7 protein-coding genes are annotated in these 8,510 nt (G+C 68.2%); 4 read left to right on the forward strand and 3 right to left on the reverse strand.

What is annotated here, in order from left to right; all coding sequences use genetic code 11:
* Together ACOJSF_RS00480 and ACOJSF_RS00485 are read right to left on the reverse strand one after the other, a co-directional pair.
* Window positions 1–1,058, reverse strand: a 1,058-nt coding sequence (locus tag ACOJSF_RS00480; RefSeq protein WP_420140286.1) for a DEAD/DEAH box helicase family protein, incomplete at its 3' end; no start/stop codon positions are given.
* A gap of 29 nt (window positions 1,059–1,087) precedes the next feature.
* Window positions 1,088–1,894 (reverse strand): transporter, encoded by an 807-nt coding sequence (locus tag ACOJSF_RS00485; RefSeq protein ID WP_420140280.1) that lies wholly within the window; start codon window positions 1,892–1,894, stop codon window positions 1,088–1,090.
* 116 nt (window positions 1,895–2,010) lie between these two features.
* On the opposite strand from ACOJSF_RS00485, the gene ACOJSF_RS00490 reads away from it, so the two are divergent.
* Genes ACOJSF_RS00490 through ACOJSF_RS00505 form a run of 4 tightly spaced genes read left to right on the forward strand, consistent with a single transcriptional unit; the run spans window position 2,011 to window position 6,834 of the window.
* The gene (locus ACOJSF_RS00490; protein ID WP_420140281.1) at window positions 2,011–3,345 is read left to right on the forward strand and encodes an amidohydrolase; all 1,335 of its coding nucleotides are present in this window, start codon (window positions 2,011–2,013) and stop codon (window positions 3,343–3,345) included.
* 4 nt (window positions 3,346–3,349) lie between these two features.
* Entirely contained in the window at window positions 3,350–4,201 is an 852-nt protein-coding gene (locus ACOJSF_RS00495) for an arylamine N-acetyltransferase family protein (RefSeq protein ID WP_420140282.1), read from the forward strand.
* A complete protein-coding gene (locus ACOJSF_RS00500; protein WP_420140283.1) occupies window positions 4,198–5,457 on the forward strand; it encodes an MFS transporter in 1,260 nt (419 codons plus the stop codon). The genes ACOJSF_RS00495 and ACOJSF_RS00500 overlap by 4 nt, the downstream gene beginning before the upstream one ends.
* Before the next feature lie 18 nt (window positions 5,458–5,475).
* Window positions 5,476–6,834 carry a glycoside hydrolase family 27 protein gene (locus tag ACOJSF_RS00505; protein ID WP_420140284.1) on the forward strand — a complete coding sequence of 453 codons (1,359 nt, stop codon included), beginning with the start codon at window positions 5,476–5,478 and terminating at the stop codon, window positions 6,832–6,834.
* A 225-nt stretch (window positions 6,835–7,059) separates the two neighbouring features.
* On the opposite strand, the gene ACOJSF_RS00510 is transcribed toward ACOJSF_RS00505, so the two are convergent.
* Window positions 7,060–8,510, reverse strand: a 1,451-nt coding sequence (locus tag ACOJSF_RS00510) for a ribonucleoside-diphosphate reductase subunit alpha (protein ID WP_420140285.1), incomplete at its 5' end; no start/stop codon positions are given.

Below are 8,510 nucleotides of genomic sequence, written 5' to 3' on the forward strand. Positions count from 1 at the left end.
CCCGGCAGGCGGCCGGTGAGGAAGCGGCTGTAGTTCTCGATGCCTGCGCACGAGCCGGTCGCGGCAATCATCTCCAGGTCGAAGTTGGTACGCTGCTCCAGCCGCTGCGCCTCCAGCAGCTTGCCCTCGGCCTGCAATTCCTTGAGCCGCTCGGACAGTTCGAAGCGGATCGCCTCGGCCGCCTGCTTCATGGTCGGCCCCGGCGTCACATAGTGGCTGTTGGCGTAGACCCGCACCTCCTTCATGCTGGCCGAGGTCTTGCCGGTCAGCGGATCGAATTCGGTGATGCTCTCGATCTCGTCGCCGAAGAAGGATATGCGCCACGCGCTGTCCTCATAGTGCGACGGGAAGATCTCCAGATTGTCGCCGCGCACGCGGAAATTGCCGCGCGCGAACGCCTGGTCGTTGCGCTTGTACTGCAGCGCGACCAGCTTGCGGATGATCTCGCGCTGGTCGACCGTCTGGCCCTTCTTCAGGTCGAAGATCATCGCCGAATAGGTCTCGACCGAACCGATGCCGTACAGGCACGACACCGAAGCCACGATCAGCACGTCGTCGCGTTCGAGCAGCGAGCGGGTGGCGGAATGGCGCATCCGGTCGATCGCCTCGTTGATCGAGCTTTCCTTCTCGATGTACGTGTCCGATCGCGGGACATAGGCTTCCGGCTGGTAGTAATCGTAATAGCTGACGAAGAACTCGACCGCATTGTCGGGGAAGAAGCTCTTGAACTCGCCATAGAGCTGCGCCGCGAGGATCTTGTTGGGCGCGAGCACCAGCGCCGGCCGCTGCAACTCCTCCACCACCTTGGCCATCGTGAAGGTCTTGCCCGATCCGGTGACGCCCAGCAGCACCTGGTCGCGCTCGCCCTCGCGCGCCTGCGCGACCAGTTCGGCGATCGCGGTCGGCTGGTCGCCGGCGGGCGCATAGTCCGACACGAGGCGGAACGCCTTGCCGCCCTGGCTTTTCTCGGGGCGTTCGGGGCGGTGCGGGACGAACGACTGGCCGGTCTCCGGCTCGTCGAGGGTGGTGCGGATCTGGATCGCCCTCGGACGGAATATGGGGCGGCGTGGCGGCGGCGGCTATGCGCTCAGAAGCGCGCCGAAACGCCCGTGAGCAGCCGCACGTCGGGGCTGTGATGGTTGAGGCCTGCGATCGCGCCCGCGTCGAACTGGAGGTTGCGGCTCGTCGCCCAAGTCGCGCTCAGCGCGGCGAGCAGCTCGGTGACATGCTGTTCCGGATCGCGGTCACGAAAGGCGGAGATTTCCAGCGTCGTGGTCACCGCGTCGCTCAGATCGATGTCGAGCCCCGCGACATTGCCGTAGCGCAGATGCCGGCCATTCCCATCCTCGTCCGGCTCGGCATCGCCTTCGGGATTGAGCACCAGCGTCAGCCCGTCGCGCAGTTCGAAGCTCACCGGCACGATCGCGCCCGCGCCCCATGTCCCCGCGCCGATCGGCGTGCGTCCGGTCGGCAGCGTGACGACCCCTTGCACGCCGTAGGAGGTGCCCGACCCGTCGGGATTGCGCAGGTTGCGGCGCAGCGCCAGCGTCACGTCACCCGCCCCCGTGCGGCGCTCGCGCGTGCCGGCCTCCGCGTCGCGCAGCCGTGCCCGGCCGAACGCGGTCCACCCCAGCTGGACCTCGGCGTGATCCGCGATGCCATAGCGGAGCAGCACGTTGCCCGTTTGCAGCACGTCCTCGCGCTCCCCGCCGTCGCTCGTGCGCTGCCAGTCGAGCGCCCCGAATTCGAGCAGCGCATGCCCCTGGTCGACGATGCAGGCGCTCGTGCCGAGGCTCGGCCGCGCGGTGCACAGATCGCGGAGCGCCTCCTGCGCCGATGCGGGCGCGGCGAATGCCGCCAGGACGAGGGGGAGGAAGAGGAGGCGTGCGATCATCGGCGGCCTCAACGCAAGGCGGCCCGGTCCTATCCCTCGCCCGCGCTTGTCCCCTCACTCTTCCCTCGCGCTCGGCGCAACGGGCCGATAACAGGAGGACGACAAAGGGGATTTCCATGCGCCTGCACACCTGTCTCGCCGCCGCCCTGCTCGCCTCCGCCGCGCCCGCGCTGGCCGAGCCGGATTACGCCGCCGCCGTCCGCGCCGACTACGCCAGGGATCTCGGCGCGATCTGGGACGACTTCCACCGCAACCCCGAATTGTCGTTCAAGGAGACGCGCACCGCCGCGAAGATGGCCTCGCTGCTGCGCGCGGTGGCCGGCGTGACCGTGACCGAGAAGGTCGGCGGCACCGGCGTGGTCGGCGTGCTGAAGAATGGCGCGGGCCCGACCGTCCTGATCCGCGCCGACATGGACGGGCTGCCGGTCGAGGAGAAATCGGGGCTGCCCAACGCGTCGAAGGTCCGCCAGGTCGGCGTCGACGGGGTCGAGGCACCAGTGATGCACGCCTGCGGCCACGACACGCACATCACCAGCCTCGTCGGCACCGCGCGCCGCCTGTCGGCGCTGCGCGACCGGTGGAAGGGCACAATCGTCTTCATCGTCCAGCCGGCCGAGGAGCGCAACGGCGGCGCCAAGGCGATGCTGGAGGACGGCCTCTATACCCGCTTTCCCAAGCCAGATTACGCGCTGGCCTTCCACGTCACCAGCCAGGAGGTTGCGGGCACCGTCTCCGCGTCGGAGGGGATCCAGTACAGCTCGTCCGACAGCGTCGACATCGTCATCCCCGGCATCGGCGCGCACGGCGCCTCGCCCAACACCGGCAAGGATCCGGTCTATATGGGATCGCAGATGGTCATCGCGCTCCAGGGGCTCATCAGCCGCGAACGCTCGCCGCTGGCGCCCGGCGTCATCACCGTCGGCTCGTTCCATAGCGGGCTGAAGCACAACATCATCACCGACGAGGCCAAGCTCCAGGTCACCGTCCGCGCCAATGACGAGGAGACGCGCAAGCAGCTGCTCGACGGCATCCGCCGCGTCGCGCGCGGCGTAGGCGAGCTCAACGGCATGGCCGAGGACAAGATGCCGCGCGTGACCGTGATCGAAGGGACGCCGACCACGATCAACGACGCGCCCCTCGCCCGCCGCCTCAACGCCGTGATGGCGACGACGCTCGGCGCCGATCGCGTCATCCCGTTCGTTCAGATGGGGATGGGGGCGGAGGATTTCGCCGCCTTCGTCCAGCCCGATACCGGCGTGAAGGGCTATTATTTCGCGGTCGGCGGCACGCCGCAGGCGGCGTTCGACGCCGCCAAGGCGGGCGGCCCGCCCGTCCCCTCGCACCATTCCCCCTTGTTCAAGATCACGCCCGAGCCCGTCGTCATTACCGGCACGATCGCGACCACCGCTGCCGCGCTCGACCTGCTCAAGCCCGGCGCGAAGGTGGATTGAGCGCATGGCCTTCGATCTCGCCGCCTATCTCCAGCGCGTCGCGCTCAAGGACGTGATGCCGTCGCCCGATCCCGACGGGCTGCGCCAGCTCCAGCGCGCGCACCGCCTCGCCATCCCGTTCGAAAATCTCGACATGGCGCTCGGCCGCCCGATCGCGATCGACGGTGACGCGGTGTTCGACAAGCTCGTGACGCGCAACCGGGGCGGTTATTGCTTCGAACAGAACCGCCTGTTCCTCGACGCGCTCGCCGCCTTGGGGTTCGACGCGCGGCCGCTGCTCGCGCGCGTCGTGCTGTCCGGCGCGGAGCCGGTCCCGGCCCGGACGCACACGATCAGCCTCGTCACCTTCCGCGACGATGCGGGGAACGAGACGCGGTGGATCGCCGATCCCGGCTTCGGCGGCTCGTATAGCCCGCCGATGCCGCTGGCCGAGGGGGAGACGGCCGAGGCGCCCGACGGCGCGCTCTACCGCCTCGCGCGCGATCCGCTCCACGGCTGGATGCTCAGCCGCAACGGCCGCAAGGAAACGACCGACGGGCGCGGCGACGCGAGCGGCTGGCAGGACCAGTTCGCCTTCACGCTCGACCCGGTCTTCCCGTCCGATCTCGCGATGAGCAACCATTTCGTGCAGACCTCGCCGCTCAGCAATTTCGCCAACCGGCTGGTGGTCAATGCGCCGTTGCCGCACGGCTTCGCGCAGATCCTCAACCGCCGCTACAAGCGCGCCAATGCGGAGGAGACGACCGAAAGCGACATCGACGATCCGCGCGTCTACCGCATCCGTCTCGGCCTGCTGTTCGGCATCCAGCTGACCGCCGAGGAGATCGACGCGCTCGGCCTGTTCGGCGCCAAGTGAACCGCACCGCCGCCCGCTCGATCGCCGGCGGCTCGGCCGGCAATCTGGTCGAATGGTTCGACTGGTACGTCTATTCGGCCTTCTCGCTTTATTTCGCCAAGGCCTTCTTTCCCGGCACCGACCAGACCGCGCAGTTCCTCGCGACCAGCGGCATCTTCTGGATCGGTTTCCTGATGCGCCCCGTCGGCGGCTGGCTGCTTGGGCGGATCGGCGACCGGCATGGCCGCCGCACCGCGCTGGCGTGGAGCGTCGGGCTGATGGGCGGCGGCTCGCTCCTCCTCGCCTGCGCGCCGACCTATGCCCAGGCGGGCATCGCCGCGCCCATCATGCTGATGCTCGCGCGGATCGTTCAGGGCCTCAGCCTGGGCGGCGAATATGGCGCGGCCGCGACCTACCTCAGCGAAGTCGCCCCGCCGCGCTGGCGCGGCCTGTGGTCCAGCTTCCAGTACGTCACGCTCTATGGCGGGCAGTTGCTCGCGCTCGCTCTGCTGCTCGGCATGCAGGGCGCGGGGCTGGACGACGACGCGCTGACGCACTGGGGCTGGCGGCTGGCCTTCGTGATGGGCGCGTGCCTCGCGCTCGCCGTCTTCCTGCTCCGCCGCAACATGGCGGAGACCGAGGAGTTCGCCGCCACCGATGAGAAGCGGCGCGGCGGGGGCGTGGGGGAGCTGTGGCGAAACCATCGCCGCTCCGTGCTGATCGCCTTCGGACTGGCGGTGGGCAGCAACGTCGCCTTCTACACCTACACCACCTACATGCAGAAATATCTCGTGGTGACGTCGGGCCTGTCGAAGCCGCTCGCCAGCCAGATCATGGCCGCCGCCACCTTCACCGCGATCCTGCTCCAGCCCGCGCTCGGCGCGCTCAGCGACCGGGTCGGGCGCAGGCCGCTGCTCTACTGGTTCGCGTTCGGCGAGATCGTGGGCACCGTGCCGTTGATGACCGCGATCGGCCGGACGCACGATCCGCTGACCCTGTTCGCGCTCGTCCTCGCCGCGCTCGCCATCCTGTCGGGCGCGACCGCGACCAACGCGATCGTCAAGGCCGAACTGTTCCCGCCGCACGTCCGCGTGCTGGGCGTCGGCCTGCCTTATGCCATCAGCCAGTCGATCTTCGGCGGCTCGGCCGAAACGGTCGCGCTGTCGCTCAAGCAGGCGGGGCATGAAAGCCTCTATTTCTGGTACGTGACCGCGATGATCGGCGTGGCATTGGCCGCCACGATCGCGATGCGGACGCGCCCCTCCGCACCGGCATGAAGCACTGAAGGGAAAAATATGACAGGCCCCATCCTCAACCGCCGCGGCGCGCTCGTCGCGGGCATGGCCGGCACGCTGGCCGCCGCCGCGACCGCGCAGGCCGCCGGTCGCGGCCGTCGCGGCGGCGCGCTGCTCGCCGCCCGCCCGCCGATGGGCTGGAACAGCTGGAACAGCTTCGCCACCACCATCAACGAGGCGCAGGCGCGCGAAACCGCCGCGATCATGGCGCGCACGCTGCTGCCCTTCGGCTACGACATCTTCACGGTCGACATCCAATGGTACGAACCGAACGCCTCCAGCTACGAATATAGCCGCAAGCCGGTGCCGCACATGGACGGCTACGGCCGGCTGCTGCCCGCGCCCAACCGCTTCCCTTCGGCCACCGGCTCGACCGGCTTCACCCGCCTCGCCGCCGACGTGCATGGGATGGGGATGAAGTTCGGCATCCACCTGATGCGCGGCATCCCGCGCCTGGCGGTCGAGCGCAACCTTCCGGTTTTCGGCACCAGCTATCGCGCGCGCGACATTGTCGACACCGGCAGCACCTGCCCGTGGAATCCCGACATGTACGGCGTCGACATGCGCAAGCCCGGCGCGCAGGCTTATTATGACGGCGTGTTCGCGCTCTACGCCTCGTGGGGCGTCGATTTCATCAAGATGGACGACATGAGCCGCCCCTACGACGCGCACGCACCTGAGATCGAGGCGGCGCACAAGGCCATCCTCGCCTCCGGCCGCCCGATGATGCTCAGCCTGTCGCCGGGCGAGACGCCCGTCACGCGCGGCGACCATGTCGCGCGCCATGCGCAGATGTGGCGGATCAGCGACGATTTCTGGGACGAATGGCCGATGCTGAAGGCACAGTTCGTCCGGCTGGAAAACTGGACGCCGCATCGCCGGCCCGGCGCTTGGCCCGATGCGGACATGCTCCCGCTCGGCCGGCTCGCGCTCGGCAAGCGCGACACCAAATTCACCCCCGACGAACAGCGCACCGTGATGACGCTCTGGTCGATCGCGCGCTCGCCGCTGATCATGGGCGGCGACCTGCGCCATCTCGACGCGCCGACGCTGGCGCTGCTCACCAATCGCGAGGTGATCGCCGTCAATCAGGCGAGCCGCGACAATCGCCCGCATTTCGTGATGGACGACACGCCCGTCTGGTCGGCGCGCGCCGAGGGGTCGGAGGATCGCTACCTCGCCATCTTCAACACCGCCGACAAGCCGCGCGACATCGCCATCCCGCTCCGCGATCTGGGCCTGCCCGCCGCCTCCGCGCTGCGCGATCTGTGGTCTGGGCGCGATCTCGGCCCGGTCACCGATCGCGTTGCCACGTCGCTCCCAGCGCATGGCTCCGCATTGTTCCGGATGCGCGCCTAGCGCCGCGCTGGCGGCTTCGTCACCTGCCGGCCAGATCGGCCCTCACAGGATCACGGGCACGCAGGGGCCGTGCCGGTGATCCGCGGGTCACCGGCAGGCTGGAGTGCCGCGACCCTGTCAATGATCCGAGGGATTACCGGCAGGCGAGAGTGCCGCGACCAGGTCGGTGATCCGGGGGATCACTGACAGGCGAGAGTGCCGAGACCATGCCGGTGATCCGGGGGATCACTGGCAGGCTAAGCACTCGTCATAATCCTTCGCCTCGACCTCGATCTGGCGAAGCTGGGGGGTATTGTCGGCCTCCACCCCGCCGGCGAAGCCCGCGCGCTGGATCGACTTGGAGCGGAGATAGTAAAGCGACTTGATGCCGAGCTCCCACGCGCGGAAGTGGAGCATCAGCAGGTCCCACTTCTCGACGTCGGCCGGGATGAACAGGTTCAGCGACTGCGCCTGATCGATATAGGGCGTCCGATCGCCCGCCAGTTCGAGCAGCCAGCGCTGATCGATCTCGAAGCTGGTCTTGTAGCAGTCCTTCTCGTCCTGGCTGAGGAAGTCGAGATGCTGGACCGAACCGCCCTGTTCGAGGATCGAGTTCCACACCGCGTCGCTGTTCTTCGACTTTTCGATCAGCAGCTTTTCGAGATACGGATTGCGGATCGAGAAGCTGCCCGACAGCGTCTTGTGCGTGTAGATGTTGGCCGGGATCGGCTCGATGCACGCGCTCGTCCCGCCGCAGATGATGCTGATCGACGCGGTCGGCGCGATCGCGGTCTTGCAGCTGAACCGCTCCATCACGCCCATGTCGGCGGCATCGGGGCACGGCCCGCGCTCGACCGCCAGCGTCATCGACGCCTCGTTCACCTGCGCCGCGATATGCCTGAAGATGCGGAGGTTCCACGACTTCGCCATCGCACCTTCGAACGGCAGGCCGCGCGCCTGGAGGAAGGAGTGGAAGCCCATCACGCCGAGGCCGACCGAGCGTTCGCGCGCCGCCGAATATTTGGCGCGCTCCATGCCGGGCTCGGCGCGGTCGATATAATCCTGCAGCACATTGTCGAGGAAGCGCATCACGTCCTCGATGAAGCGCTTGTCCTTGCTCCATTCGTCCCAGGTCTCAAGGTTGAGCGAGGACAGGCAGCACACCGCGGTGCGATCAGCGCCGAGGTGGTCGCGGCCGGTCGGGAGCGTGATCTCGCTGCACAGGTTCGACGTGGTGACCTTGAGCCCGAGGTCGCGGTGATGCTTGGGCATCGACCGGTTCACCTGGTCGATGAAGATGATGTAGGGCTCGCCGGTCGCGAGGCGCGTTTCGACGAGCTTCTGGAAGAGCGAGCGCGCGTCGACGGTGCCGCGGACGCTCTGGTCCTTGGGCGAGCGGAGGTTGACTTCGCGGCCGTCGCGCACCGCTTCCAGGAATTCGTCGGTGATGAGGACGCCGTGGTGGAGGTTCAGCGCCTTGCGGTTGAAGTCGCCCGACGGTTTGCGGATTTCCAGGAACTCCTCGATCTCCGGGTGGGAGACGTCGAGGTAGACGGCGGCCGACCCGCGGCGCAGCGAGCCCTGCGAAATGGCCAGCGTCAGGCTGTCCATCACGCGGACGAAGGGGATGATCCCGCTGGTCTTGCCATTGAGGCCCACCGGCTCGCCAATGCCGCGCACCGCGCCCCAATAGGTGC

Source organism: Sphingomonas sp. (assembly GCF_048594985.1).
Taxonomy (GTDB): domain Bacteria; phylum Pseudomonadota; class Alphaproteobacteria; order Sphingomonadales; family Sphingomonadaceae; genus Sphingomonas_I.